Origin of the sequence: Collinsella aerofaciens (genome assembly GCF_964283865.1) — a bacterium.
Lineage (GTDB): Bacteria > Actinomycetota > Coriobacteriia > Coriobacteriales > Coriobacteriaceae > Collinsella.
Map to the genome: position 1 here is coordinate 38,761 of NZ_CAXYLS010000008.1, position 25,716 is coordinate 64,476.

Consider the following 25,716-nt stretch of genomic DNA (forward strand, 5'->3'; position numbering starts at 1 on the left):
GTTTGGCCAAATGTCGTCAGTTCTGGGGCTTGCGCTCCTGATACTTGGCGGTATAGCCCTCGATATGGAGCGTCGAGGCGATGATTTCCTTGACTGTCTCGTCGGGCACATCGGGGTGCGTGCGGATATACATCAGCAGCCCCATGATGAGGGTGTAGAACGTCTCGTAGACATGGTCGATGCGTAGCTCGTGATGGGCGACAAAATCCACCACGGTGGTATCGCAGATATACTGCGCCACGCGCTGGACCACGTTGTGCAAAAAGCCGCCGTAGAGCGCGCCGCTGCTCGAGGTGAGCGTGCTCGGCAACTCGTGGCCGCTCACGACCAGGCGCTTAAAGAGCGGAGCAACGGTGTCGAGTGCGCCTTCGATGTCGCCAACCGTGCGGCTGGCGTTCCACTGCTCGAGCTCGGCGATAAAGCCGTCGATTGCCTCGTCCATAACGGCGGTGACGGCGGCATCCATATCGGCAAAGTAGTGGTAGAACAGCGAACGCGCGCAGCCAGCCCGCTTGGTCACGGCCGATACCGAAAGATGGGACACACCAAGCTCGGCGCTCACGGCGCGCACAGCGGCGAGGATCTCGCGACGGCGCTCGTCGCCCGTCAGGCGTTTTGCCGCGCTATCGGATGCGGGGACGGCATCGACCACAGAGATATCTGCTGCGTTGTTGCCCATGTTTTGCCGCCTTTCATCCTCTTTTGCCTGACCGTTCGCCTAACAGTCTTGAATATTGTTGACGGTTCGTCAATACTGTTTTTGACACAATGTCAACAATAGCGGGTGAACGGCATGGGGGCATGTCGAACCCGTACAAAGAGGGGCGCCGCGGTCTCGCCGGGCTGTGGCAAGAGAAGGGACGACTATGATTCTCAGCGGACCGGGGATTAGCTATACCGAGCCCGATATCGGCGCGGAGTTCGTGCCGCCGATACCGGAGCATCCGCGCGAGGCCATCGTCAAACTGTGTGAGCACTGCACCAACCGCCTGCTGCACCGCGACGAGCTGCTGGGCTACGAGTACTGGTCGTTTGCCGAGGCCGCAACCGACGAGCAGGCCGAAGTGCTCTGCAAGATGAAGATGCGCCGTCCCTATACGCTGCCCGAGATGGTCAAGCTCACCGGCATGCCCGAGGCCGATATCGAAAAAATGCTCGACGACATGAGCTACACGGGTCTGCTCGAGTACAACTGGGAAAACCCCGAGCGCGCCAAGCAGTGGGTGCTGCCCATGCTGGTGCCGGGTTCCGCCGAGTTCCTCAACATGCGCGTGAGCCAGCTCGAGGAGCATCCGGTCTATGCCAAGTTCTTTGAGCAGGCGTCCAAGGGACCGCTGTCCAAGGCCACGCCGATGGTGCCGCCCGGCGGTGCCGGCATCGGCATGCATGTCATTCCGGTCGAGAAGGCCATCGATGCTGCGAGCACCTCGGTGCCGATCGAGCATATCGAGCATTGGCTCGACAAATACGAAGGTAAGTATGCCGCTAGCACCTGCAGCTGCCGCGCGAGCCGTCGCGTGATGGGAGAGGGCTGCGCCGACGACCCGGCCGATTGGTGCATCGCCGTGGGCGATATGGCCGACTACGTGGTCGAGACCGACCGCGGCCATTATGTGACGCGCGAGGAGGTCTACGACATCCTGCGCCAGGCCGAGGACAACGGCTTTGTGCACCAGATCACCAACATCGACGGTGAGAACAAAATCTTCGCCATCTGCAACTGCAACGTCAACGTGTGCTACGCCCTGCGCACTTCGCAGCTGTTCAACACGCCCAACCTGTCGCGCTCGGCCTACGTCGCCAAGGTCGAGAAGGACAAGTGCGTGGCCTGCGGTCGCTGCGTTGAGGTGTGTCCGGCCGGCGCCGCCAAACTGGGCCAGAAGCTCTGTAGCAAAAAGGCTGGCGGACAGGTGCCCGAGTATCCGCGCCAGGAGCTGCCCGATGCCACCAAGTGGGACCACACCAAGTGGTCGCCCAACTACCGCAACGACAACCGTATCGAGACGCATGAGTCCGGCACCGCTCCCTGCAAGACGGCCTGCCCCGCGCACGTTGCCGTTCAGGGCTATTTGAAGCTCGCGGCGCAGGGCCGCTATGACGAGGCGTTGGCGCTCATCAAGCGCGAGAACCCGTTGCCCGCTATCTGCGGCCGTGTGTGCAACCGCCGCTGTGAGGATGCCTGCACCCGCGGTCGCGTGGACGAGGCCGTGGCCATCGACGAGGTCAAGAAGTTTATCGCCCAGCGCGATCTGGATGCCGCGACTCGCTATGTCCCACCTGTGGTGACCCCGACGCGTGCCGGCGGCTTCGACCAGAAGATCGCCATCATCGGCGCCGGTCCGGCCGGTCTGTCCTGCGCCTTCTATCTGGCCGAGAAGGGCTACAAGCCCGTCGTGTTCGAGAAAAACGAGCGCCCGGGCGGCATGCTCACCTACGGCATTCCCAGCTTTAAGCTGCAGAAGGACGTTATCGAGGCCGAGGTCGAGGTCATTCGCCTGATGGGCGCCGAGTTCCGCTATGGCGTGGAGGTCGGTCGCGATGTGACGCTCGACGAGCTTCGCGCGCAGGGCTTTAAAGCCTTTTACGTGGCCATTGGCTGCCAGGGTGGCCGCCTTGCCGGTATTCCGGGCGAGGATGCCGAGGACGTGACCGTGGCCGTCGACTTTTTGCGCGAGGTCAACAGCGGCAAGATCGACGCGCTGCCCGGGCGCACCATCGTGGTGGGCGGCGGCAACGTGGCCATCGATGTCGCGCGCAACGCCTGCCGTCTGGGTTCCGAGCACGTTGAGATGTTCTGCCCGGAGAGCGAGGTCAAGATGCCTGCCAGCGAGGAGGAGCGTCGCGAGGCCATTGAGGACGGCGCGCACATTAGCTGCGGCTGGGGCCCCAAGGAGATTCACCTGGACGAGGCCGGTCGTGTGTGCGGTATCACCTTTAAGCGCTGCACGCGTGTCTTTGAGGACGAGGGCCGTTTTGCGCCCGAGTATGACGAGAACGACTTGCGCCGTGTCGATGCCGACCGTGTCGTCATGTCGATTGGCCAGTCCATTGTGTGGGGCGACCTGCTGGCTGGCTCCAAGGTGGAGCTCGGCCGCAGCCAGGGTGCCCTTGCCGATCCGCAGACGTACCAGACCGCCGAGCCCGACATCTTTGTGGGCGGCGACGTCTACACCGGTCCCAGCTTTGCTATCGACGCCATCGCCGCCGGTCACGAGGCCGCCGTGTCCATCCATCGCTTTGTGCAGCCGGGCTCCACGCTCACCATCGGCCGCAACCAGCGCCGCTACACCGCGCTTGACCGCGACGATGTTGTGATTGAGAGCTATGACAACGCAAGCCGCGAGGTGGCACGTGTCGACCGCGAGCGCGAGAAGGCTGCGCCCTTTAGCGAGTACGTCGAGACCTTTACCGAGGAGCAGGTGCGCGCCGAGACCGCTCGCTGCTTGGGCTGCGGTGCCTCGATCGTCGACCCCAACAAGTGCATCGGCTGCGGCCTGTGCACCACCAAGTGCGCGTTTGACGCCATCCATCTGGATCGCGACCGCCCCGAGTGCTCCACGATGGTCAAATACGAGCAAAAGCTCCCCAGCCTCGGCAAGTACGCTTTGAAGCGTGCGATCAAAATCAAATTTGGGAAGAAATAAAAAACGCAACAAACAAGAGAACGGCGTAGAGAACGGTTGGACAGCGAGCGAGTCCCAGGCGTGGCGAGGTGCCTTGAAAGAGGAGGGCATAGGGCTTTTGCCCATGCCCGACGATTGAAAGGCAGATCGTCCGTCTGGGGCTCGCGCAGCGTCAAGTCGACCGCCGTTCGTTAGAACGGCGGAAGAAAAAGTGCATGAATTAGGAATCGTCTATCACATCATTCGCGATGTCGAGAATGTGGCGCGCGCCAATGGCGTGAGTCGCGTTTCGAGCGTGACGCTGCTCCTGGGCGAGGTCTCGGGCGTCGTTCCCGATCTGCTGCTTGATGCTTGGCGCTGGGCGGCAGATAAAAAGCCTATCACGCAGGGCGCGGAGCTTATTGTGGAGCCTGTCGAGGCCGTGACGCATTGCGAGGCGTGCGGCTGCGACTACGCGACGGTCGAGCACGGCAAGACCTGCCCCCATTGCGGTAGCGGCGAGACCTATCTGCTGCAGGGCCAGGAGGTCATGATCAAGCAGATCGAGACCCCCGACGAGGACCCGACAGACGCTGCCCCCGACGGCCTATCCGATGCCCCCGATGCCGTCGACGCCGCCAACCCCCTCCACATCGCCTAACTTAGTCGTTGGGGACGTTCTTAAACGACTAGTCATTAAAGAACGTCCCTAACGACTACTTTGCTAGATCATATTTCTTACCATTAGTCAAGCACCATCTGTTTAAACGAAATAGCCTCAACGCGAGCACATTTGTGTCTGTTTAAAACCGGCAATAATGAACAGCGTGCTCAATTCGGTCATGTAAATAGATCAGCTATCAATCCTCAGCAGCAAATCAGCCAAAATACTGGAATGTAATCAGCTTGTAACAAAACAAGACGTTTAAACAAATAATGCTACCTTTTGCAGTTTTTCAAACAATTCTGCTGTATTTGCAGCTATACTCCATAACTGTCGTGTAGGAATTACGTAGACAAAAAGGAGGTTATGTGATGGTAAGTATTGTTCTTGCTAGCCATGGTGACTTGGCGGCTGGAATCAAGCAGACGGGCTCGATGGTCTTTGGCGATCAGCCGTCTGTTGCCGTGGTCTCGCTCGAGCCGAGCATGGGCCCCGACGACTTCCGTGCCAAGGTCGAGGAGGCAATCGCTTCCTTCGAGGACCAGGAGCAGGTGCTCTTCCTCGTTGATCTGTGGGGCGGCACGCCGTTCAACCAGATCAGCGGGCTCATCGAGGGCCACGATTCCTGGGCTATCGTCACCGGTGTCAACCTGCCTATGCTCATCGAGGCATATTCGCAGCGCTTTGACGCAAAGAACACTGCACATGCGATCGCAAAACATCTCGTGACTGAGGCTAAGGCCGGCGTGCGCGTCAAGCCCGAGTCTCTGGAGCCCGAGGAGAAGAAGCCGGCTGCGGCCGCCGCTGCTCCTGCGGGTGCCATTCCTCCGGGAACGGTGATCGGCGACGGGCACATCAAGATCGCCCACGTCCGTATCGACACGCGCCTGCTGCATGGTCAGGTGGCCACCACGTGGACCAAGCAGATCAACCCCAACCGCATCATCGTGGTCTCCGACGGCGTTGCTCACGACGAGCTCCGCAAGACCATGATCGAGCAGGCTGCCCCTCCGGGAGTCCACGCCAACGTCGTGCCTATCAAGAAGATGGCCGAGGTCGTCAAGGACACGCGCTTTGGCGACACCAAGGCGATGCTGCTGTTCGAGAACCCGCAGGATCTGCTCAGGGCCATCGAGGCCGGCGTCGACATCAAGGAAGCCAACATCGGTTCCATGGCCCACTCCAAGGGCAAGGTCGTCGTCACTAACGCCGTCGCCATGGGCGATGACGATGTCAAGACCATCGAGGCTCTCAAGGCCAAGGGCGTCAAGTTCGAGGTCCGCAAGGTTCCTTCGGATTCCTCCGAGGATCTCGACGCCATGTTGAAGAAAGCTAAGGCCGAACTGGCCGCTCAAGCATAGTAAAGGAGGGTCCGATACATGTCTGCAATCACTATTCTGCTTGTTGCGATTGTCGCGTTGCTTGCCGGTATGGAAGGCATTCTGGATGAGTTCCAGTTCCATCAGCCGCTCGTGGCATGCACGCTTATCGGTCTCGTAACCGGTCACCTTCAGGAGGGCATCCTCCTGGGCGGTTCGCTCCAGATGATGGCCCTTGGCTGGGCTAACGTCGGCGCCGCCGTCGCGCCTGACGCCGCTCTGGCCTCGGTCGCTTCTTCGATCATCATGGTGCTCGCCCTCAACGGTGGCGCCACCGATTCGGCCAAGGCCGTTACCGCCGCCATCGCCGTCGCCGTCCCGCTGTCGGTCGCTGGTCTGTTCCTGACCATGATCTGCCGTACCCTGGCTACCGCTATGGTTCACGCCATGGACGCCTGCGCCGAGAAGGGCGACTTCGCCGGCATCGAGCGTTGGCAGTACGCCGGCATCCTCATGCAGGGTGTTCGTATCGCCATCCCGGCAGTACTTCTGTGCATCATCCCGGCCGAGGCCGTTACCAACGCGCTTAACGCTATGCCCGATTGGCTGTCCGGCGGCATGGCTGTCGGCGGCGGCATGGTCGCTTCCGTCGGTTACGCCATGGTCATCAACATGATGGCCACCAAGGAGACCTGGCCGTTCTTCATCCTCGGCTTTGTCCTTGCTGCCATCCCTCAGCTCACGCTGATCGCCCTTGGCCTCATCGGCATCTCCCTTGCCCTCATCTACCTTGGCCTTAAGGATCTGGCCAAGCAGGGTGGCGGCATGGGCGGTGGCTCCGGTGACCCGCTCGGCGACATTCTGAACGATTACGAGTAGGAGGGGAGTGATACATATGGCAGAGAACAAGATTCAGCTCACCAAGGCTGACCGTAAGAAGGTTTGCTTCCGTCATCAGTTCCTTCAGGGCTCGTGGAACTACGAGCGTATGCAGAACGGCGGCTGGTGCTTCGCAATGATCCCTGCGATCAAGAAGCTCTACACCAGCAAGGATGACCAGATTGCCGCTCTTAAGCGCCACCTGGAGTTCTATAACACCCACCCCTATGTTTCCGCCCCCGTCATTGGCGTTACCCTCGCCCTCGAGGAGGAGCGCGCCAACGGTGCTCCGATTGACGACGTCGCCATTCAGGGCGTCAAGGTCGGTATGATGGGCCCGCTCGCCGGCGTCGGCGACCCCGCCTTCTGGTTCACCCTTCGCCCGATTCTGGGTGCACTGGGCGCTTCCCTGGCCCTGTCCGGCAGCATCGCCGGTCCGCTGCTGTTCTTCTTCGCGTGGAACATCATCCGTTACGCCTTCCTGTGGTACACGCAGGAGTTTGGCTACAAGGTCGGCTCCTCCATCGCCAAGGACCTCTCCGGCGGTCTGATGGGCAAGGTCACCGAGGGTGCTTCCATCCTGGGTATGTTCATCATCGGCGCCCTGGTCGAGCGCTGGGTGTCCATCTCCTTCACCCCGGTCGTCTCCAAGGTCACGCAGTCCGCTGGCGCCTATATCGACTGGGCCAACCTGCCCGCCGGTTCTGAGGGCATCAAGCAGGCATTGACGATGTACAGCTCTGTCGGTGCCAACGCACTCGACCCGGTGAAGGTCACCACGCTTCAGGCCAACCTCGATCAGCTCATCCCCGGCCTTGCCGCCGTGTGCCTGACCCTTCTGGTCTGCAAGCTCCTCAAGAAGAAGGTCAGCCCGATCGTCATCATCCTGGCTCTCTTCGCCGTCGGCATCATCGGTCGCGTCTGCGGCTTCATGTAAGCACGCTTCGGCTTAAGACCGAGAGTTGCTAGGCAAGGGCTTTTGAGCCATTGAAACGGACCGCACCCGGTGGGTACACTGGATGCGGTCCGATTGTTTTATTTGGAGGGCGAGGCGCGTATGGCGCAATCTCAGAACAGCACGGTCGATCTGGCAACGCCGGCAACCTGCCTGATGGGGCTTACCAGTCACGGTAACGTGATGGTGGGCAATAAGGCGTTTGAGTACTATAACGAGCGTAATCCCGAGGATTATATCCAAATCCCGTGGGACGAGGTCGACTATATTGCCGCCGAGGTTTTGCGCGGCACCAAGAAGATTACGCGTTTTGCTATCTTCACCAAGGACAACGGCCACTTTACGTTTTCGACGCGCGACGATAAAGAGACGCTTCGCGCGGTCCGTAAGTACGTCGACGAGGATAAGCTCGTGCGTTCGCCCGACTTTATCGATGTGACGGCCAAGGGCGCCAAGAGCATCCCCTCCGTTATCAAAAACCTTTTCCACAAAGGCAAGTAGTCATTAAAGAGCGCCCCCTCAAAGTGGGGCGCAGTCTCCCATGTGGCTCGATCGGGAAAGTGCATCCCAGTTCGAGCGTCGATTCCGGGATGTAGTTTCCGGAACGGGGTCGTTTGGGAAACCGTGTCCCGTTTCGAGCCGAAATTCTGGGTCACAGTTTCCCAGCGAAGTCTCATGGGGAAAGTCTGACCCAGAATTTGCCTGGATAGTGGGACGCACTTTCCGGAGGGCTGTTCCACCGCAACTTCGAAGAGTGGCTATACGTTGCATTACAGCGGCGTAAATCTGCTACACTAGTACAGCATGCCTCCGTAGCTCAGGGGATAGAGCACCGCTCTCCTAAAGCGGGTGTCGACGGTTCGAATCCGCCCGGGGGCACCAGAGATTTGTCGAGCCCGGTACACCGCCACGGTACCGGGCTCTTCTGGTTCATGTCATGTCAAAAACGAAGCGCCCCCTTGCTGGGGGAGCAAGCGGGCGCCTGTGAGCGAATATGTTTGCGGCGGGAGCCGTAATGGGCGGTGGGGCGGCGACTAGTTGGTCGTACCAGAATCGTCGCCCGTGCTCGTGCCCGAGCCAGAGCCCGAACCCGAGCCAGAAATCGAAACCGTCAGCGTAATCGTGTTGTCGGTGGACTGCTTGCCGGTGGGGGAGACGCCCGTAACGGTGGCGTTTTCGTTGCCGCTCACGGGGTTGCCGTTCTGGTCGCAGAACGCGATGTTGTAGAACCCGGCGTTGTTGAGCGCGGTGACGGCGGCGGAGATGCTCTTGCCGTACAGGTTACCCGGAACGCTGGCCTTGCCGGACTTCTTGGCAATGACGACGGTAATCGTGGCGCCGGGCTTCTGCTTGCCGCTGGGGTTCCAGCTGATCACGGTTCCCTCGGTAACTGAGTCGTTCTCCTGGTAGCTCACGTCGACGCCAAAGCCTGCCATATCGAGGGCGTTGCGCGCCTGGGCCTCGGTCATGTCGGTCAGGTCGGGGACGGACGTGGTATCCGGGCCGCTGGAGACCTTGTACGAGATGGTCGTGCCCTTCGCGACTTCCTTACCGGCTTCGGTGCCCTGCTCAAAGACCTGGCCCTCATCGGCCTCGTTGGCCTCCTCGGAGGCGTTGCCCTTCAGGCCAACGCTTGCCAGCGCGGCTTCTGCCTGGTCCTTGGTCAGGCCGACAAGCCGGGGAACCTCAACCTTCTCGGAGGGCTTGGGGCCCTTGGAGATTACCAGGTTCACCTTAGTGCCCTTGGCCTTCTTGGTGTTGCCGTTGGGCGTCTGCTCGGCGACCTTGCCCTCGTCGACATCGTCGTTGTAGCTTTGGTCGATGGTGCCGACCTCGAGGCCGGCTTCCTTGATCAGTTCGACGGCAGTCTGCTGGTCCTTGCCCAGTACATCGGGAACGGTGACCTGCTCGCCGCCAAAGAGTCCTGTGGCAAAGGCCACCACGATGCCGATGACGGCAACGGCTGCCACCACGGCGGCGATGATCTTGTTCTTGTTGGATTTGGGCTTTTCGACCTCGTAGGAGCCGGTGGAACCCGAAACCGAGCTACGGGCGGTATTCTGGCCGCTCACGCCCGAGACGGGACGCACCATGGCGCGCGTCTGATCGGAAAGCTCGCGAGTCTTGGTGGCGCCAAGCTCGCCGGGGGCACCGATGATGCGCGTGGGCTCCGAGATGTTGACGGCACGACCGGACAGGTAGCTGTTGAGCACCTGACGCAGCTCGTCAGCGGTCTGGAAGCGGTTTGCCGGGTCCTTCTCCATGCACTTGAGGATGATGCGCTCAAGGTCGGCGTCGACACCGGAGTTGATCTGGCTCGGCGGAATAGGCAGCTCGTTGACCTGCTTGAGTGCGACCGAGATGGCGTCATCACCGTCAAAGGGCACGCGGCCGGTGGCGCACTCGTACATCACGACGCCCAGCGAGTAGATATCCGAGGTGGGGCCGAGGTCCTGACCGCGGGTCTGCTCGGGGCTGACGTAGTGGGCGGTTCCCAGCACGTTGTTGTCTTGCGTGAGGTGGCTGTTCTTGGCGCGCGCGATGCCAAAGTCCATCACCTTGATGTTGCCGTCGGGCAGCACCATGATGTTCTGCGGCTTAATGTCGCGGTGGATGATCTCATGCTTGTGAGCGACCGAAAGCGCGGAGCTGATCTGCGAGCCGATCTGGGCGACCTTCTTGGGGTCGAGGGCGCCGTGGCTCTTGATGCCGCTCTTAAGGTCGGTACCGCGCAGGTACTCCATGACGATGTAATAGGTGTCGCCGTCCTTGCCCCAATCGTAGACGCCCACGATATAGGGGGAGGAGAGACCGGCTGCTGCCTGGGCCTCCTGCTTAAAGCGTGCGGCGAAGGTTGCGTCGCCAGCATACTGCGGTAGCATGATCTTGACGGCAACCGTGCGGTCGAGGACCTGGTCCTGTGCACGGTAGACGGTCGCCATGCCGCCTGTCCCCACCTTATCCTTGAGGAGGTATCTTCCCCCGAGGACCCTCTGTTCCATTCCTGCTCCTAACATAACTATTCGCTCAACGATGTGTGTAGTACCTACGATGTGGCCGCTGGGGCCGTGTGGCGCGTTGCCGCTAACTCTTCGGCCGCGGCGCGCCTCGGGTGTCCGATTCGATCATGGGCATCACGCTCCCTGTGCGGCGAGCGCCGCGGTCAGGACGATGCCGGCAATCTTGGCCGCCTTGACGTCGTGTTTGTCGTAATCCTCCAAGGCCACCGAGATGGCGACCGTGGGTGAATCGTAAGGTGCAAAGCCAACGAACATCGAGTTGACGTTGGTGCCGCCGATCTCGGCCGAGCCGGTCTTGCCGGCGACCTTGACGCCGGGGACCTGGGCATCGGTGCCGGTACCGGACTGGACGACGGCGAGCATGGCCTGCTTGACCTGGTCGGCCGTGGCGGAGCTGACGGCCTGACCCAGCGAGCGGGACTGCGTGGTCTTGACCACAGTTCCGTCCGGGGCGAGTACCTGGGCTACAAAGTACGGGTCCATGACCACGCCACTGTTAGCGATGGCGGCGGCAATCACGGCGTTTTGCATGACGGTGGTCTGCGGCCCGGGCGTGTGGTCCATGCCGACAGGCTGGCCGGCGCCGGCCCAGGCGGTCTCCCACTCGGTCATGAGCGACGGGTCGGCCATGATGGAGGCCGCGGAGGTCAGGTCCTGGCCGAGCTTTTGGCCGTAGCCAAAGGCGTTGGCAAACTGCACGAGCGTGTTTGCGCCAACTTCGTTTGCCACCTGGCCAAAGACGACGTTGGAGGACACGGCAAAGGCCTGCTGCAGGCTGATGGTGCCGTAGCTCTCGTTGGCATAGTTGGTGACCGGTGCGTTGCCGATGTCCATGGAGCAGGGCGCCTGGTAGGTGCTGGTAAGGCTGGCGGTACCGGTCTCGAGTGCCGCGGAAAGCGTAACGACCTTAAACGTGGAGCCCGGCGTGTACAGCGCGTCCATGGCGCGATTGTACATGGAGCCGTCCTCGCCGCCGCCCGCCTGCAGCAGGGCGTCGATGTTGGTGTTGTCGTAGGTGGGCGAGCTGGCACATGCGAGTACCGCGCCGGTACGCGGGTCGATGACCACTACAGCGCCCTTAAAGCCCTTGAGTGCCTGCTCGGCCGCCGTCTGGATACGCGAGTCGATGGTGAGCTTGGCGGTGTTGCCCGGCTGGGTCTGGCCCGCGAGCGACGCGATGGCGTTGTTCCAGCTGGAGTAGTCCTTAGAACCGGTGAGCGTGTCGTTCATGACGCTCTCGATGGCGGTGGTGCCATACTGCTGGCTCACGTAGCCAACCACGTGCGCTGCCAGGTTACCGTTGGGGTAGGAGCGTACGTAGGTGCCGTCCTCCTGCTGCAGCGACTCGGCCAGCGTCACGCCGTCGGACGTGATGATGGAGCCGCGCTGGATGTACTTGGAGCGGGCGATGGTGTGGTTGTTGGTCGGCATGTCCTGATAGTCCTTGGCCTTAATGACCTGGACATAGGTGAGGTTGCCGATAAGGATGGCGAACAGCGCCGTAAAGGCGAGCACCGCACGGGTTAGACGGTTGGCGAGCGCAACGCGGCCGAGCACACCGGATTCAGGCGTGTCGAGCAGGCGACGGCGCATGCGCGAGCCGACGGAATGGCTGCCGCTGCCGTAGGAAGACGAGGTGGCAAAGCGCGTGCCCGTCGGGGCGGCGGCAGATGCGACCTGATCATCGGTGATGGCGGCCATGGTGCCGGTGCCGGTAAGCTCGGCCTCGCGTCCGGTCGCCTCGTCACCGGCGCGCAGCAGGAGCGCGACGATGATAAAGCTTGCCAGCAGCGAGGAGCCGCCCTGGCTCATAAAGGGCAGGGTGACGCCGGTCAGCGGGATCAGGCGGGTTACGCCGCCAACGATCAAGAAGGCCTGGAAGCTGATGGCTGCCGTAAGACCGGTGGCGCTAAAGGCGGCAAGGTCGGATTTAGCGCGGGCAGCCGTGGTGAGGCCACGCACGGCAAAAAGCATAAACAGGATGAGCACGGCGCCGCCGCCCAAAAGGCCCATCTCCTCGCCGATAGCCGAAAAGATAAAGTCGGACTCGACGACGGGGATGTTGTTGGCCATGCCGTTGCCGATGCCAACACCGACCAGGCCGCCATCGGCAAGCGAGAAGAGCGACTGGACGATCTGGTAGCCCTGGCCCTGGGCGTCCTTAAACGGATCGACCCAAACCTGGAAACGCACCTGAACGTGAGACAGGAACTTGTAGGCGCCCACAGCTCCAACGGCTAAGAGCGCAAGGCCGATAACGACATACGAAAAGCGCCCCGTGGCAACGTAGAGCATCAGCAAGAAGATGGTGTAGAACAGCACGGCCGAACCCAGGTCGCGTTCGAAGACGACGACGAGCAGGCACACACCCCACACGGCAAACAGCGGCAGCAGCAGTCGCAGGCGAGGGATCTTAAAGCCCAGGATCTTGCGGTTGGAGATGGAGAGCAGCTCGCGGTTCTCGGCCAGGTACCCGGCCAGGAACAGCACGATAAAGACCTTGGCGAACTCGCCAGGCTGGATGGTAAAGCCCGCGATGCGAATCCACAGCTTGGAGCCCGAGATCGTGGTGCCGATAAAGATGGGCAGCATCAGCAGGATGATGCCGATGATGCCAAAGGTGTACTTGTAGCGCATGACCACGTCGAGGTTTTTGACCAGTGCGAGCGTTCCCACCATCAGGGCCACCGAGACAAACAGGATGATGAGCTGTGAGATGGCGAGAGCGGGGGCGAGGCGTGTCACGAACGTGATGCCGATGCCCGAAAGTATAAATACGATGGGTAGGATGGCGGGGTCGGCGCCGGGCGCCAAGATGCGCACGGCGATATGTGCCGCGGCGAAGGCGGCAAAGAGGCCGATCGGCACGGCGAGCGTCTCAAAGGAGATGGCGGCGCCCGCGGTGAGCACGTACATCGCATACAGCAGGATGACGGGGAACGCCGAGGCGATGAGCAAGAGCAGTTCGGTGTTGCGGCGACTCATAAGCGGCACTCCCTTTCTAATTCTTATCGGAGGCTTCGGCCTCGGCGGACTGTTCGGCGGTTTTCTCGGAATCTGATTCGGAGGTCGATCTCTGGTCGGTGTTGTCGCGAATCGTTTGCGCGTCGATCACCTGGCGGGTCTGCTCCTCGTCGATCTGGTGGCGGTACTTGGATATCGTGTCCTGCGCATCGTCGACACTTGTTTGCGGAATACCCGCCTTGAGGCGGTTTTGCGTGTCTTCGGGCAGGTCGGACAGCTTGATACTGGTTTCGCTTTCGAGCCAGTGAAGCTTGAGTCCGAGCGGCTTGCCGGGAAGGCCGCGCCAGACGGCGACATCGCCCTGGTAGGTACCCAGGTAGTACGAGCCGGTGACACCCGTGTAGGCCCAGATGGCAGCCGCCAGCACCAAGACGAGACCTAAGACGACGCCGATGGTGACGTTGCGGCGACGCACGCGTTGCGCCTCGCGCATAACGCCATCGTCAACCAGGTCAACGACTACTACGGTCACGTTGTCGTGGCCGCCGGCGGCAAGCGCCGCGTCCACTAGGTTGTCAACGCAGATTTGCGCGGTTGAGGACTGCGTGGCGATGTTCTCGATATCGCTATCGGGAATCATGCTCGAAAGGCCGTCAGAGCACAGTATCAGGCGGTCGCCTTCCTCGATATGCAGAGTGAAGTGGTCGGCATACATGGCGGGGTCTGAGCCCAGCGCACGGGTGATGACCGAACGGTTGGGGTGGACGCGAGCCTCGTCTGCCGTGATCTCGCCGGCGTCCACGAGCTCCTCCACGTAGGAGTGGTCGCGGGTCACGCGGATGAGCGTGCCCTCGTGGAGCAGGTAGGCGCGAGAGTCGCCCACGTGGGCGATGGCGAGCGTGTCGTTTTCGATATAGGCGCAAGTGGCTGTGCAGCCCATGCCGGGCTTGCCTAGGCCGTTCAGGGCCGCCTCGATTACGGCGGCGTTAGCTGCCTCGACGGCTGCCGCCAGGCGTGCTGCGTCGGCGGACTGCGGGGCCGTCTTGGCAATAGTCTCGACGGCGATGGAAGAGGCTACCTCGCCGGCGGCGTGACCGCCCATGCCGTCGCATACGCAAAAGAGCGGCGACTGCACCAGGTAGGAATCCTCATTGTGCGGGCGCACACAGCCAACGTCGGAGCGGGCACCCCACATGAGTTGCGTGGTGGTGCCGGCATCATAGGTCGAGTCGGTCTCGATGCGCTCCTCGGTCAGGGGCTCAAAGCTCATGGTCGAGCCGGGGTCTTTGAGCTTGGCTTCAACGGCGGCTACGTCGATCTCGGCTGTGTCACCGGGAGAGACGGTGTCGGTCTCGGCGTTTGATTCGGAATCGCCGGTGTCCGGGGAGTCGGGCTCCTCGGACACGCGGGCGGTCGACTCGTCGTCTTGCGGGCTGACGTCTATAGGCTCGGGCGCCGGCGTAGACACGGGCGCAACCTCGGATGCCGGGGCTATGGGAAACGCCGGCGCGGCGGGCTCGGGTGCCGCAAACACCGCAGCGCTCTCGTTGATTGCCGCGGCGACAGGCTCTGCAAAGTGAGCTGGCGCCGGGGTTGCTTCGGGCGCTGTGGGCTGTTCCGCGGCATGTGCGCCGATGGGCGCCGCTACGGTATCCTCTTCGTCCTCGTTATCGGCGAGATCCGAAATATCATGCGTTACATGCGAAAGAGGCAGGGAGAACACGGTGTCCTCGGGTTCCACGGGTGCGGAGCCCGCCGGAGCGGCGTGGGCCGGCGCAGCTGTGGCGGCAGCCGGTGCCTCGGTCATAGTCGCGGACTTGTTCTCCTCGTCGATCATCGACGGTTCACCTTCATGACCACGTCGCCAATCTGGACTTCGTCGCCCTCGCGCAGCGTTGCGGGCTCCACAAGCTGGCGGCCGTTGACGAGCGTGCCGTTAAGCGAGTTGAGGTCTTCGATGATGAGCGCCGGGCCCTGCAGCGAAAAGCGCGCATGCGAGGCCGAGACGAACGGTTCGTTGATGCAGATGTCCGAAGATGGCGAGCGACCGACGATGACGGGGCCGAGCATGTCTACGTGGATGCCGCGGATACCGCGCGGACCCTTGTCCACATCGATCGTCCAGATAGCCGAGTCGCGGCGCTGTCCGCGCACAAGTCCCACGCCGGTCTTCATGACGGCGAACAGGAAGATATAGAGCAGGGCGACCAGGACGATGCGGCCTGCAAAAAGGACGATATCGATGTTCATAAGAGACTATCCCCTAAATTCAAAGGTGCTCAGGCCAAACGTCAGCAGATCGCCGTTGCGCAGCGGGCAGCGCGTAATGCGGCGGTTGTTGACGAGCGTGCCGTTGGTGGAATTGAGGTCCTCGATCGACCAATCCGAGCCCGTAAAGGTGAGCTGGGCGTGGCGGCGCGACACGTTGGGGTCGCGCAGGGCAATATCGGAAACCGAGCGCTCGCGACCGATAGTCACCTGTGCGGAGGTGATGCTATGGCTCTCGCCGCTCACGACGTCGACGAGCTGGGCGAGCGGGCGCTGCGGGGCGCGAGTGCTCGCCATGTTGGAGGCGATGCCGGCTGCGGCGCCTAGGCCCACGGCGGCACCGGTCGCGGCGGCTCCGCCCATGCCGGCAAGCGCGTCGCGCGAGACGGTCTGCGGCACCGGGATGGGTGCTGCGGCGGGGTCGGGGACGCTAGGCGCGAAGGGGTCTGCCACGGCAAGCGGGTCGGGAGCGGCGGCGCGAGGCGTCGGCTGCTGCTGGGGCATGGCGGCGGGGCGCTGCTGCTGCGGGGCAGCAAACTGCTGCTGGCCGGCGCGCGGGGCGCTGGCGGCACGGCTTGCCGCGGAGTTGTTTTGGCCCAGACCGTTTTGATAGGCGCGCTCTTCTTCGTACAGGCGGCCGAGCGTGGGGGCATCGACGTTCTCGGCAAAGACCGAGAACTTGCCGGCGCGCAGCTGCGGATCGATCATAAAGCGCACGAGGGGCTCGCCGACAAAGACATAGCGGCGCTTTTCGGCCTGCGCCTTCACAAACTCGCGGACCTCGCGCGAAAGCTCGGGGTAGAACGGGGCGAGCATGGGATCGTCGTCGGCGGCGATCAGGATGGTATAGAGTGCCGGCGCCGTGTTGACGCCGTTGATCACCAGAGTCTGATCCTCCATGTCGCGAGCGGCCTGCTTGGCAAGCTTCTTAAAGGAGAACGGGGCACGGGTGGCACCGAAGATGCCGGCCACGTGGTCCTCGAAGATGTTCAGGAAGTTCACGAAAGATCACTCTCCGTATAGGTTCTTTGGTATCCGAGCAAATATAGGCATATCCCAACGATTATAGAGGATAGGGTTCCCGCAACCGCCGCCTTGGCGACGACCGCGGCTGCAAGGCTGGCAATTTCCATATGGTGTGCAAGACAGGACGCCGCTGCGCAGCCGATGCCGGCGACAGCGATGGCGGCGATTACGGCAAGGTTTGAGCCCTGATCGGCACGCTTGGCATGGGCGTTGAGCAGCGCAGATGACGCCGCGGCAGTTGCCGCTACCAGCACAAAGGCAGCCCAAAGGAGTGGGTCTCCCAGCGCTGCGGCAACGTTACCGAGCCCCAGCACGCCTCCGGCTGAAAGCGCGACCGTGGCCAGACGGGCAAAAAGTGCGCCCATGCCCGTTGCCGCGGCGGCGCTTGCCGGGCCGAGCCAAAATGACGCGACGCCGGCGGTGACCCCAGCTGCCAGGAAGGTATTGCCGGTCAGACAGCCAAGCGCGAGTGCACAGGTGAGTGCGGCGCTCGCGGCAGCCTCGGTGCGACCCCAGGCGATCCACCAACCGGACATGGCGGCGGCAAAGATCACCGCGACGGGCAACATCGACAGGACGCCCTGTGCCTGCATGGTGGCGTTTGCCATGAGCACCAAAAAGCCCACAGCCGAGATGGCCGAGCCAATCTGGGGGGCCAGGCCGGCCGCCGCTCCGATCGCGATAGCCGCAATGACCAGGCCGGGAAGCGCCGCGACGCCGGCCGTCTGCATCAGCAAAAAGCTAAAGGCGCCGCACGTTAGCGCCGAGATAGCGTGCATGGCGTAGTCGCGCGCATGGCTCCAGCGCGTGCCTGCCCAGCCGAGTGCGGGGTCGACTTCGATGGTGTCGTCCTCGTAGTGCGACGGCTCGATATCGTCGAGCTCCTGCTCGTCATCCGAAAGTTCGCCAACCATTTGCTCCAGGCTGCGACGGCCTTCGCGCACGCTGCCCAGACCGGCAAGGAGCTGGTCGCAAAATGCCTCGATGCTGTTGGGGCGGTCCTGCGGCATGGGGGAGAGCGCGCTCATGAGCGCGGCCTCGGCTCCCGGGGGAAAGTGTGGTATCAGCTCGCTGGGATAGGTGGCGCCGCCGATGATGCGGCCGAGCGAGTCGGCGGGCGTGGCCGCCATAAAAGGAGCGCTGCCGCACAGGCCCTCGTAGATCACACAGGCGAGGGCAAAGACATCGGCGCGCTCGTCGACCGTGCCGGTCTCGATATCGAGCTGCTCGGGCGGCATGTAGCCGATGGTGCCGCCGCGTGAGCCGCCAAAGCCACCGGCGGACGACAGCCGCGCCATGCCAAAGTCGGTGAGCTTTACATTGCCCGAGTGGTCGATGAGCACGTTGGCGGGCTTAATGTCCAGGTGGAGTACGCCATTACTGTGGGCGAAGGTGAGCGCCTGGCCCAGGGCATCGGCAATGGCCGCGGCCTCGTCAAAGGTAAGTGAGTGGCCGTCCGCGCGGTGCAAAAACTCGGCCAGCGACATGCCATCGACATATTCCATAACCAGGTAGGCATAGGCTGTGTCGTGCGTAAAGTCGATGACCTGCACGATGTTGGGATGTTGAAGCATGGCGGCAGTGTGCGCCTCGCGCAGGACATCCATGATGTCGCTAGCGGGCATGCCGGCACCGTTGATAAGGGGGATGCGTTTAATGGCGACGCGGCGGCGCAGGTGCGTGTCGCGGCAGATCTCGATGGAGCCAAAACCGCCGGTCGCAAGTGTCTCGAGCGGCTGGTACCGCTTGAGCAGCTCGCGAGAGCTGGTGCCCTCCAAAGGAACGTCCGGCGAGAACCGGGCGGTATGTTGCGAGAAAAGCGGCATGGCCAACCCTCGTGCGTTTAAAGTTCGTTTGCGAGCGGCGGGCGCGGGGCCGAGCCGTTCGCGGTGGCATAGATGCTGCTAGTGTAGCACGCTCGGGCAGATGGCGAGGATAGCGGGATGCGAGGTGGCCCGATCGATTCGGCCCGTTTCGGCTCGTTTGGAAAGCGCATCTCAGTTTTCAGCCAAATTATGGGATGCGCTTTCCAAATGGGGTGGGCTGCGGAAACTGCATCCCAGAATATTGCCCTGGAACGGGATGCGCTTTCCGAACCGGCGTCCAAAAGGAAACCGCATCCCGCTTTGATGTGGGGACTGCGAACAAAAGCCGGACCGTGATCTGGCGCGGATTGGAGTTCGCCTGAATCATTGATGCTGGCTGGTGTGAGAACAGAGATAAACGAGCGGCTCGAGCGATATAATGACACGCTATGGAGGCCGTATGCTCTTTTCCCGCCGTTCTGCTACATTTGCCTGCGCCATTGCGCTTGTCGTAATGGCGGTCACCCCTTATCACCGGTTTTCATCTTCAATCGGCCTAGCGTCAGGTGCAATGACCTGGCTCGTTATCCTGGGCGCATGCCTCGCGGCGTTTGTTCATGGTGCTGCGCTATGCAAGGGGGGAATGAGAAGGCCGAGGCATCTCGGTGCCATCGGTGTTTTCCTTGGTGTTATTGCAACGGTTCCCGAATGGGCCGACCTGGCTTTCTATGCTCGCGGAGACTCTATTCCAATCGTGTTTGCACCGATTTGGTTGTTACATGGCGTTTCGTGTGTCTCGTGCTTTGTTGGGTCGCTGCTTCTCTCATATGTTATTTGGGGCACGGCGGACTCTCCTTTGACGCAGAGGTCGACACGGACTGACGAAAGGGAAACTCGTCACCCGCAGGACGCGATTTTTACAGAAACAATAGCCGTCATGTCTTGCCTGCTGTTTTGCTGTCGAGTTTCATGGAGAGTCGTTCCCGAGCCATGGGGGATGCCCCCTGTAACGGCCGCGTCAATTGGCCTTGCGCTTTTAATTCCGTTGGTCTATCTCGCATTGACTGTGGCCCCGCCGTTTTGCCGCCCTCGTGCCTTTGGCCATGGGCGGCGCGACGTGTTTGCCTGTTCTGTGCTCGTAGCAGTTCCTATTGGTCTTATTCCGGCTGTTGAGGCGGCATACTTCGCAAGCGATGCCGTGGTCATTGCATTGCTGGCGATGGGGTCCGTTATCGCTGCTGCCTTCGTATGCATGTTGCTAAGGGGGAAACGGGACAACAATTCGGATATCGCCTGTGCGTCCGACACATTCGATGCGGGGGTGTTTTCCCCTGCCCTGTCGCCTAGAGAAGAGCAGTTTGTTCGACTGCTGCTCAAAGGGAAAACGCCGGCGGAAATTGCCAAGGAGACGGATACGAAGCCATCGACGGTGAGAACAACGCTTCACCGAGCATACGGGAAGGCGTCGGTTGCGGGCTCACGCGAGCTCGTGGCGCTGTTTGCGGGTGAGGGCGATACTGTAGGGCATGAGCTACCGCAGCGGCATGCTGACGATATAGTGGCATCAGCTCGAACGCGCCGGCTGTTTCGATACCTGCTCACATTATTCTTTATCCTCCTTGCGGCGGGGCCCTTGGTAATGGCGGATAGCGATTGGGGGTCCGGTGTTTCGCGGGCTGTCGCCTTTTCCCTCTTAAGCTACGCATTGGGTCTCGGACTGCTTCTGTCGCTACGCTACGCGGGTGGAAAAGCGAATCGTGGCGCTGCGCTGGATAGAGCGGGTGAAGCGATTTGGCTCGGAAGCCCGTACGTATGGGCGGTGCTATCTGCTGTGGAATGGTCTTTTATCTATATCGCGGCATTGATGTGCATACGCGTTCCGTTGATGGCTGTGCCGGTCCTGTTTTGCGGCGTGGCGTCTACGGCTTCGCTCGCTGTTGGGCTGCGTCCGTTTAAGGTGCATGCCCATGCTCGGGCTATCGTGCCGTTGGTGTCAATGGGCATGGTTGCCTTAATCTATGCGGTCGCTAGGGGGCGAATCCATGGACTTGCGGTGCTGACGGGGGTGCTGCTCACATATATAGTGATGCGAAGCTGTCCGCAGCGCAAAATGCTTGGGATATGGATGCTTTGCTTCGGGGCGACGGCTCCTGTTTGGGCTGTCTTGCTCAATATGGTGCAGGATCTGACGGTTTTCGAGCCGTTGTTCCTCGCGTCGTTGTTGGGGCAAAGTTCGGCTGTCAATGTCGTCGTGGCAACGGTGATTGTTTGCTGGTCTGTGCCCATGTTCGTTACGCACATCGCGCTCGCCCGCTCGGTTGAGGACGAGAAGGCCGTCTTGGAGTACCGGGCGAACGGGTCCACCGAAACGGCCCGCGTGCGCCAGCTGGCCCTGCTTACGTCGCGCTCCCTTTCTGATGTTCAGTCGCAAATTTTGCTGATGACGGCAGAGGGGGCAACGACAAAGGCCATTGCGGAGGATGTCGGTTACGCTGCATCTACGGTGCAAGCGCTGCGGTCTGCATCTTACCGCCAGTTGAAGATCAAGAATAAGGCGGAGCTAATTTTATTGTTATCGCAGGTAAATAACGTGTAAACGCCTGAGCAATCAACTCAATAGCGGGTGTTTACAGACATCTTTCTCTATTCATGCGAAGGTTGCCGTGCGTCGACGCATTGTTAACCGCTTTTGATTGGAGAAGGCCATGATTAAGCCAAGGAGCGCTATTGCTCGAATCGGAGTCGGCTTGGTGATTGCAGCTGGTCTGTCCCTAGGGGTTCCCGCTGCATCGTTTGCACAAGAGGAGTTTGACACCTCTCAGGTTTCCAGCATTACTCAAAACGCCGATACGGGAATTACGACCTGTACGAACAATGCCGATAAGGCATTTAGTTTTCAATGTGCCGGGACGAGTGCAACTGGCTACCGTCAAAAGGATGATTCCTCATCGCTCTATCTGGATATCCAGGGCCATACGGGAAATCCGCTTCGGTTATATACAGACGGTGCGTATAACACAAGCGGTAGCGGCAGCATGAATTGTACTCAGGGAACGTATCGTTCGAATCACAAGGGACAGTGGGAAATGTATAACCTCGTCCGTGAGAACGGGCGATCTGCGGCGCGACTGACTGCATGGGCGGAGTCTGGCTACGGCACTGTTATTGGCGTATGGAGCCCCGACTGCGTCGGGCATTTCCACAAGCTTCCCGCATAGTTGTTTGAAATGGCTCCCTTCCGGCTTTCTGGGTCGGAAGGGGGAGGAGGACGTATGAACCAAAAGCTCGCAAGATACGAACTGTCGAAAACGATTAGACGTCCAGCTTTTATCCTTGCTCTCTTGATTGCGGTCGCAGTTGCAATAGCTGCCGCGCTGGAGCCGTGGGCAAATTTGGAAAAAGAGCGCCACAACCTTCTTTCTTTTGGTTACGGCGTTGGCGTGCAAGCCGAAAATTATCTCGGTCAAACACGTGAAAGCAGCTTCGGTAACTGGATTGTTGTGAGCGCGAACGCGCCACTGTCTGCGTCGGTGTTTTTCTATGCACTGCCCCTGCTTGCAATGTTGGCTGGATCTTGGTCGTGTCTCTTTGAGCGTTTGAGTGGTTATGACATGCAGATATGCACGCGCGTTTCCAGAAAGGCGTACGTGAACGTAAAGATGCTGTCTGCTTTCCTCTCCGCGTTTACAGTGACTGCCATTCCTCTGCTCGTCAATTTCCTGATCGTCTCGATGCTTTTTCCTGCGTATCTTCCTCGGGTCGATGAGTCGACTTACGTAGGACTTTACCTGCATAGCTACTTCTCCGGTCTATTTTATTCGCATCCTTTGTCATATGTGCTCGCATACACGCTGTTCGATGCTGTCACGCTCGGGACTTTATCCATGGCTGTAACTGGCTTCTCAATTTTGTTTCGTAGCAGAATCAAAGCGATAATTGTCCCGTATCTGCTAATGGTTGCGTGGCATTTTGCAAATGGCTGGATCTTCGGCGTAATGGCTTGTGTGGGGTTTAACTGCAATATCCTCAACAGCATCAGGTCGGAATCGCTGAATAACTGGCCAGACATTCGAGCCGGTTTTGCGGAAATCATATTATTGACCCTTGCTTCGTTGGCTTTTTCTGGGGCGTGGAAAAGACGCGAGGTGGTCTGATGCTGTTTAGGCTGGTCGCCGCGGACCTGAGGACCGTTTTGAAGAAGAACATCCTTACTTTTATTGCAATTGCGGCAGTGACCGTTGCGAACTTGGTGTACGCCTACGGATTGTCTTCTGTGTATGGGGTTAGAACGGATACCTTGGGGTTTGCGGATAATCTTGCGCTCGTGTTTGCCGGATCTGCTCCGTTTGAGCCTAGGCCCGGGGTCATGTTTGTGCCTCCGCTAGGATGGCTATTTCTCATTCTGCTTATTCTCTATACAACACTCGACTATCCGACCGAATCGTTGCACGGGTTTGGTTTGCAAGCGCTTGTTCGATGCCGGGCAAGAACCCTTTGGTGGGTCTCGCGTTTTATCTTGGTGGCGGCAGTAACGGCATTTTCACTGCTCGTGGTGGTTTGCTCTGTTGTGATTTGGAGCTTGGTGGTGAGCTCCTCGTTCAGCGCGGTCATTCATGGTGAGTCGCTTCAACTGGCTAATTTGGCGCCGTGGTTTCTCAAAGCTGCCGAGGCGGATGCGCTGCCGTTTTTCATAGGTCTCTTATTTGCTTTTGAGGCGCTTGCGTTTGCGCAGGCAGCGGTTGGGTTTGTGCTTGGGTCGTCAGTCTCGTTTGTGGTTTTAATGAGCTACCTGATCTGCTCGGCATATGCACGACATTGGGCGCTATTGGGTAACGCCTTGATGCTGTTGCGCTGGGGTGGAATTGTCAAAGAGGGAATCGCGGCGGGCTCGAGTGTCTTGTCATCAATTGGGCTTATGTCGTTATGCCTATCGTTGGGTGGACTGTGGTTTCGAAGGGCCGACCTTATAGAAAAGGGGGACAAGATATGAGTGTGATCGTAAGGGGCGTATCGAAGCGCATGGGTAAAAACGATGTCCTGCGCAACGTGTCCATCGAGGTTGACCCTGGGACTGTGGTCGGGCTTCAGGGGATAAACGGTTCGGGTAAGACCATGCTCATGCGAGCGGTTTGCGGGTTGATCAAGCCTACCGAAGGCGAAATCTCTATCGATGGCCAAAGGCTTGGGGCGGACATCTCGTTCCCGCCGAGTCTGGGGATGTTGATCGAGGCGCCTTCCTTTTTGGGATATCTGTCTGGCTACGACAATCTGAAGCTCATCGCTCAGATCAAGGGCGTTGCCACCCCCGAGGACATTCGCTCTGCCCTGCGGCTCGTGGGGCTCGATGCAGACGAAAAAAAGAAGTTCCGAGCATACTCGCTTGGGATGAAGCAGCGTCTGGGGATAGCTGCGGCAATTATGGAGAAGCCGAAGCTGCTTGTTCTCGATGAGCCAACGAATGCCCTCGACGAAGCGGGCGTTGAAATGCTCAAGCGCGTTGTGGCGATGGCGGCATCAACGGGTCGTGAGGTCCTTCTGTCCAGCCATGACGGAGAGGTGCTCGAGGAACTGGCCGATCGGGTTTACTGCATGCGCGACGGTGCCGTTGTGAAAGTTCGGGAAAGGTCGTGAGCGCGATGAAGAAGACCCTGTGGACGAGAAGATCGGCGCTCGCGCTTTTTTGCTGTGCTGCTGCCGGCCTTGCGGGCATGAGGGTGAGCGTCGTTAACGGGAACCGGACGGTCATTCCTGAGAAATATTACGCGGAGGGCGAATGGCTCTCGATGGATGGAGCGTTTCTGGGGTCGAAGGATGTGGTGACTGATGGGTATTCGTTTTGCATAGACGGGGCAGAGTTGCTCACGCCGCGCGAGTATCTCAAACGAGCACATGACGATTATTCAAAATATGGCACCGTGGATACGAAAACGAGACTGAAGGATGCCGACATCACGTGCGTTATCGCCGTAAAGATGCGTGTCAGAAATAGGGATAATATCGACGGTGGAATCAAAGCGTATGTTTGGCATCTGGTCCCGGAGTCTGCGCCAAACTATGATTTTGTAGTCAATACCGATCTGATAACGCAAGCCATGCCGGTCCTTGGCGGCTCTGCTGCGTTTGCCGTGGAGGTTGGGGCAGAAAACGAGTTGCTCGTCCCATTTATGATGCAGAACACCAACGACTATTTCGAAGGTTACGAGACCGTCCGTTTTGAGAAAGCATTTCCCGGGACTTACACGATGAAGATGACCGATCTGCCGGAGCGGAGGCTCTTAAGGTTTGAAGTGAAATAGCTCGAGAGCAAGGCAAAACGGGTCCATTGGCGGTACGCGCGCCCGATTCCAGGCGCCCCGGCCCGGAATCGGGCGCGGGACGAGGCGCCTTCGGTGTCGGCCGGCCTACCGCTTCTTCTTGCTCTTCTTCTGCTTGCGCTGCTTGCCCTTGGTCTCCTGGGGCTTGTCGCCCTGTTTTGCTTCGGCAGCGGCCTTTTCTGCCTTCATCTTCTTGCGTTTGGTCTCGATGCGGAGCTTTTTGTTGATGCGCGCCTTAAGGAAGGGACCGAACTGCTCGGCATCGCCGCGGACAAAGGTGTCCTTAGGGATCGTCACGCCCTGGTCGGCGAACATGGCCACAAAGATGCGCTCGCCGTCGAGCACGTGGTCGAGCTTTTCAAACGGGAAGAACTGCGACTTGCCGCTCGTGCCCCAAACCATCAGGCCGTCCTCGTTGGCGGCGACGCGGCGATAGCGGCCACCCATGGACTCGTCGGCCTCAACGGCGTCGATAAAGTCGCGGGCGAGGGTGTGGTGCAGGTTTTTGCTCCACCAGGCCAAAAAGGCGCCGAATACGATCAAGACGACGCCAAACTTGATCCAGTTGCCGCCGGCCACCAGCATGCCGATGCCGATGAGCGCGGCAATTGCCGCGGCGACATACAGCGAGCCGCGACGCCTGGGCGAGGCGACCAGGCGGGCGAAGTCGGTGACGAGGTCGTTTTCGTATTGGTACTCGTTGAGGTACAGGATGCCGTCGTCGGCTGCGGCCTGCTCCTCGAGCGCGACCTCGACCTGGTCGGCTGCTTCGGAGGGAACGAGGTTGCTCTCTGCGTCTGCCATGCTCTTTGGACTCCTATCGCGGCGGGCTCGCCGTACGGGTTATTATGGAATGCAGTATGCCGTGCGACCGCATGGCCGCCGCGGCAACAAGACTCA

At 60.3% G+C, this 25,716-nt stretch carries 20 protein-coding genes and 1 tRNA gene; 13 read left to right on the top strand and 8 right to left on the bottom strand.

The features are described 5' to 3' along the window. Positions 1–16: 16 nt before the first annotated feature. A complete protein-coding gene (locus tag ACRX4W_RS05975; RefSeq protein WP_117773733.1) occupies positions 17–679 on the bottom strand; it encodes a TetR/AcrR family transcriptional regulator in 663 nt (220 codons plus the stop codon). 187 nt (positions 680–866) lie between these two features. Here ACRX4W_RS05975 and ACRX4W_RS05980 point away from each other — a divergent pair, with 187 nt between their 5' ends. The 7 genes from ACRX4W_RS05980 (at position 867) to ACRX4W_RS06010 (ending at position 8,301) form a co-directional block, all read left to right on the top strand. Next, a complete protein-coding gene (locus ACRX4W_RS05980; RefSeq protein WP_432299612.1) occupies positions 867–3,644 on the top strand; it encodes an FAD-dependent oxidoreductase in 2,778 nt (925 codons plus the stop codon). A gap of 190 nt (positions 3,645–3,834) precedes the next feature. Further along, on the top strand, positions 3,835–4,263 hold the full coding sequence (locus tag ACRX4W_RS05985) for a hydrogenase maturation nickel metallochaperone HypA/HybF (protein WP_117583629.1): 429 nt from the start codon (positions 3,835–3,837) through the stop codon (positions 4,261–4,263). Between the two features lie 374 nt (positions 4,264–4,637). Then, complete coding sequence (locus ACRX4W_RS05990; RefSeq protein WP_089573275.1) at positions 4,638–5,627, top strand: PTS sugar transporter subunit IIB; 990 nt, start codon at positions 4,638–4,640, stop codon at positions 5,625–5,627. 18 nt (positions 5,628–5,645) lie between these two features. Continuing rightward, a complete protein-coding gene (locus tag ACRX4W_RS05995) occupies positions 5,646–6,464 on the top strand; it encodes a PTS mannose/fructose/sorbose transporter subunit IIC (RefSeq protein ID WP_117564943.1) in 819 nt (272 codons plus the stop codon). Between the two features lie 16 nt (positions 6,465–6,480). After that, a complete protein-coding gene (locus tag ACRX4W_RS06000; RefSeq protein WP_117564942.1) occupies positions 6,481–7,401 on the top strand; it encodes a PTS system mannose/fructose/sorbose family transporter subunit IID in 921 nt (306 codons plus the stop codon). A gap of 120 nt (positions 7,402–7,521) precedes the next feature. Next, a complete protein-coding gene (locus tag ACRX4W_RS06005) occupies positions 7,522–7,920 on the top strand; it encodes a DUF956 family protein (RefSeq protein WP_117759121.1) in 399 nt (132 codons plus the stop codon). 305 nt (positions 7,921–8,225) lie between these two features. Then, positions 8,226–8,301: transfer RNA gene (locus ACRX4W_RS06010), tRNA-Arg, on the top strand. Positions 8,302–8,453: 152 nt separating this feature from the next. Here the strand turns inward: ACRX4W_RS06010 and pknB are convergent. The 6 genes from pknB to ACRX4W_RS06040 all read right to left on the bottom strand — a co-directional run bounded on the left by pknB (position 8,454) and on the right by ACRX4W_RS06040 (position 18,523). Then, positions 8,454–10,421 (bottom strand): Stk1 family PASTA domain-containing Ser/Thr kinase, encoded by a 1,968-nt coding sequence (gene pknB, locus ACRX4W_RS06015; protein ID WP_117564940.1) that lies wholly within the window; start codon positions 10,419–10,421, stop codon positions 8,454–8,456. Between the two features lie 132 nt (positions 10,422–10,553). After that, complete coding sequence (locus tag ACRX4W_RS06020) at positions 10,554–13,424, bottom strand: FtsW/RodA/SpoVE family cell cycle protein (protein WP_432299616.1); 2,871 nt, start codon at positions 13,422–13,424, stop codon at positions 10,554–10,556. Positions 13,425–13,440: 16 nt separating this feature from the next. Beyond that, positions 13,441–15,240 carry a Stp1/IreP family PP2C-type Ser/Thr phosphatase gene (locus tag ACRX4W_RS06025; RefSeq protein WP_432299617.1) on the bottom strand — a complete coding sequence of 600 codons (1,800 nt, stop codon included), beginning with the start codon at positions 15,238–15,240 and terminating at the stop codon, positions 13,441–13,443. After that, positions 15,237–15,653: an FHA domain-containing protein gene (locus ACRX4W_RS06030; RefSeq protein ID WP_006235180.1), complete on the bottom strand. Its 417-nt coding sequence runs from the start codon at positions 15,651–15,653 to the stop codon at positions 15,237–15,239. The genes ACRX4W_RS06025 and ACRX4W_RS06030 overlap by 4 nt, the downstream gene beginning before the upstream one ends. Positions 15,654–15,659: 6 nt before the next feature. Continuing rightward, complete coding sequence (locus ACRX4W_RS06035) at positions 15,660–16,673, bottom strand: FhaA domain-containing protein (RefSeq protein WP_035136732.1); 1,014 nt, start codon at positions 16,671–16,673, stop codon at positions 15,660–15,662. Continuing rightward, positions 16,670–18,523, bottom strand: a complete 1,854-nt coding sequence (locus ACRX4W_RS06040; RefSeq protein ID WP_117584196.1) for a serine/threonine-protein kinase — start codon at positions 18,521–18,523, stop codon at positions 16,670–16,672. The genes ACRX4W_RS06035 and ACRX4W_RS06040 overlap by 4 nt, the downstream gene beginning before the upstream one ends. Before the next feature lie 439 nt (positions 18,524–18,962). On the opposite strand from ACRX4W_RS06040, the gene ACRX4W_RS06045 reads away from it, so the two are divergent. The 6 genes from ACRX4W_RS06045 to ACRX4W_RS06070 all read left to right on the top strand — a co-directional run bounded on the left by ACRX4W_RS06045 (position 18,963) and on the right by ACRX4W_RS06070 (position 24,798). Next, on the top strand, positions 18,963–21,098 hold the full coding sequence (locus ACRX4W_RS06045) for a helix-turn-helix transcriptional regulator (protein WP_158551214.1): 2,136 nt from the start codon (positions 18,963–18,965) through the stop codon (positions 21,096–21,098). Between the two features lie 109 nt (positions 21,099–21,207). Further along, the gene (locus ACRX4W_RS06050; RefSeq protein ID WP_124785772.1) at positions 21,208–21,720 is read left to right on the top strand and encodes a DUF2712 domain-containing protein; all 513 of its coding nucleotides are present in this window, start codon (positions 21,208–21,210) and stop codon (positions 21,718–21,720) included. Positions 21,721–21,774: 54 nt separating this feature from the next. Continuing rightward, a complete protein-coding gene (locus ACRX4W_RS06055) occupies positions 21,775–22,656 on the top strand; it encodes a hypothetical protein (RefSeq protein ID WP_089573265.1) in 882 nt (293 codons plus the stop codon). A gap of 38 nt (positions 22,657–22,694) precedes the next feature. Next, entirely contained in the window at positions 22,695–23,492 is a 798-nt protein-coding gene (locus tag ACRX4W_RS06060) for a DUF2705 family protein (RefSeq protein ID WP_147347923.1), read from the top strand. Continuing rightward, positions 23,489–24,133 carry an ATP-binding cassette domain-containing protein gene (locus tag ACRX4W_RS06065; protein WP_089573263.1) on the top strand — a complete coding sequence of 215 codons (645 nt, stop codon included), beginning with the start codon at positions 23,489–23,491 and terminating at the stop codon, positions 24,131–24,133. Before ACRX4W_RS06060 ends, ACRX4W_RS06065 begins: the two co-directional genes overlap by 4 nt. A 5-nt stretch (positions 24,134–24,138) precedes the next feature. Next, the gene (locus ACRX4W_RS06070) at positions 24,139–24,798 is read left to right on the top strand and encodes a DUF5028 domain-containing protein (protein ID WP_117584193.1); all 660 of its coding nucleotides are present in this window, start codon (positions 24,139–24,141) and stop codon (positions 24,796–24,798) included. 105 nt (positions 24,799–24,903) lie between these two features. On the opposite strand, the gene ACRX4W_RS06075 is transcribed toward ACRX4W_RS06070, so the two are convergent. Continuing rightward, positions 24,904–25,620, bottom strand: coding sequence for a hypothetical protein (locus ACRX4W_RS06075; RefSeq protein ID WP_089573261.1), 717 nt, complete (start codon positions 25,618–25,620; stop codon positions 24,904–24,906). Positions 25,621–25,716 lie beyond the last annotated feature (96 nt).

Bases quoted from the DNA above. Each gene is read 5' to 3' on its own strand.
- ACRX4W_RS05975 (WP_117773733.1), bottom strand. From the start codon at position 679: ATGGGCAACAACGCAGCAGATATCTCTGTGGTCGATGCCGTCCCCGCA.
- ACRX4W_RS05980 (WP_432299612.1), top strand. From the start codon at position 867: ATGATTCTCAGCGGACCGGGGATTAGCTATACCGAGCCCGATATCGGC.
- ACRX4W_RS05990 (WP_089573275.1), top strand. From the start codon at position 4,638: ATGGTAAGTATTGTTCTTGCTAGCCATGGTGACTTGGCGGCTGGAATC.
- ACRX4W_RS05995 (WP_117564943.1), top strand. From the start codon at position 5,646: ATGTCTGCAATCACTATTCTGCTTGTTGCGATTGTCGCGTTGCTTGCC.
- ACRX4W_RS06000 (WP_117564942.1), top strand. From the start codon at position 6,481: ATGGCAGAGAACAAGATTCAGCTCACCAAGGCTGACCGTAAGAAGGTT.
- ACRX4W_RS06005 (WP_117759121.1), top strand. From the start codon at position 7,522: ATGGCGCAATCTCAGAACAGCACGGTCGATCTGGCAACGCCGGCAACC.
- pknB (WP_117564940.1), bottom strand. From the start codon at position 10,421: ATGGAACAGAGGGTCCTCGGGGGAAGATACCTCCTCAAGGATAAGGTG.
- ACRX4W_RS06020 (WP_432299616.1), bottom strand. From the start codon at position 13,424: ATGAGTCGCCGCAACACCGAACTGCTCTTGCTCATCGCCTCGGCGTTC.
- ACRX4W_RS06025 (WP_432299617.1), bottom strand. From the start codon at position 15,240: ATGATCGACGAGGAGAACAAGTCCGCGACTATGACCGAGGCACCGGCT.
- ACRX4W_RS06030 (WP_006235180.1), bottom strand. From the start codon at position 15,653: ATGAACATCGATATCGTCCTTTTTGCAGGCCGCATCGTCCTGGTCGCC.
- ACRX4W_RS06040 (WP_117584196.1), bottom strand. From the start codon at position 18,523: ATGCCGCTTTTCTCGCAACATACCGCCCGGTTCTCGCCGGACGTTCCT.
- ACRX4W_RS06045 (WP_158551214.1), top strand. From the start codon at position 18,963: ATGCTCTTTTCCCGCCGTTCTGCTACATTTGCCTGCGCCATTGCGCTT.
- ACRX4W_RS06050 (WP_124785772.1), top strand. From the start codon at position 21,208: ATGATTAAGCCAAGGAGCGCTATTGCTCGAATCGGAGTCGGCTTGGTG.
- ACRX4W_RS06055 (WP_089573265.1), top strand. From the start codon at position 21,775: ATGAACCAAAAGCTCGCAAGATACGAACTGTCGAAAACGATTAGACGT.
- ACRX4W_RS06065 (WP_089573263.1), top strand. From the start codon at position 23,489: ATGAGTGTGATCGTAAGGGGCGTATCGAAGCGCATGGGTAAAAACGAT.
- ACRX4W_RS06070 (WP_117584193.1), top strand. From the start codon at position 24,139: ATGAAGAAGACCCTGTGGACGAGAAGATCGGCGCTCGCGCTTTTTTGC.
- ACRX4W_RS06075 (WP_089573261.1), bottom strand. From the start codon at position 25,620: ATGGCAGACGCAGAGAGCAACCTCGTTCCCTCCGAAGCAGCCGACCAG.